1 protein-coding gene is annotated in these 682 nt (G+C 73.8%); it reads right to left on the reverse strand.

The features are described from left to right. Positions 1-105: 105 nt before the first annotated feature. Positions 106-682, reverse strand: a 577-nt coding sequence (locus ADK55_RS18135; RefSeq protein ID WP_053680035.1) for a FadR/GntR family transcriptional regulator, incomplete at its 5' end; no start/stop codon positions are given.

A 682-nucleotide genomic window follows, 5' to 3' on the forward strand; every position in this document is an offset into this window, starting at 1 on the left:
GTCCCCACACGCGCCCAGTGTAGCGCACGGTGCGTGCTTCTCGGGCCCGTCGGGGAAAAACGGCCGGACTCGCGGAGCGCGGCGCGGCGCGGCGGAAGGGGCCGGTCAGGGGGCGAGTACGTCGAGCTCGTCCAGGGCACCCACCGCGATCTGCCGGGTCAGGGCCTCGGCACGGGCCGCGTCCCCCTCCCGTACCGCCTCCGCGACCCGCACGTGCAGGGTGACCGCGGCCGGGTCGGGGTCGTGGAACATCACCGCGTGCTCGGTGCGGCCGGTCAGCACCTCGGCGACGACGTCACCCAGCCGGGCGAACATCTCGTTGCCGGAGGCGTTGAGGACGATCCGGTGGAAGGCGATGTCGTGCCGCAGATATCCCTCCAACTGGTGACCGCGCGAGGTGCGGACCATGCCCAGGGCGGCCTCGGTGAGCCGGGCGCACTGTTCCGGGGTGGCCAGCGCCCCCGCCAGTCCGGCGGCGACCGGTTCGACGGCCGAGCGGAGCACGGTGAGGGAGCGCAGTTGGCGGGGTCGGTCGGTGCCGGCGAGCCGCCAGCGGATGACGCGCGGGTCGTAGACGTTCCACTGGTCCGCCGGGCGGACGGTGACGCCGACCCTGCGACGCGACTCGACGAGTTGCATCGACTCCAGGACACGGACGACCTCGCGGACCACGGTGCGGGAG

It is taken from the genome of Streptomyces sp. WM4235 (genome assembly GCF_001279725.1).
Classification (GTDB): Bacteria; Actinomycetota; Actinomycetes; order Streptomycetales; family Streptomycetaceae; genus Streptomyces.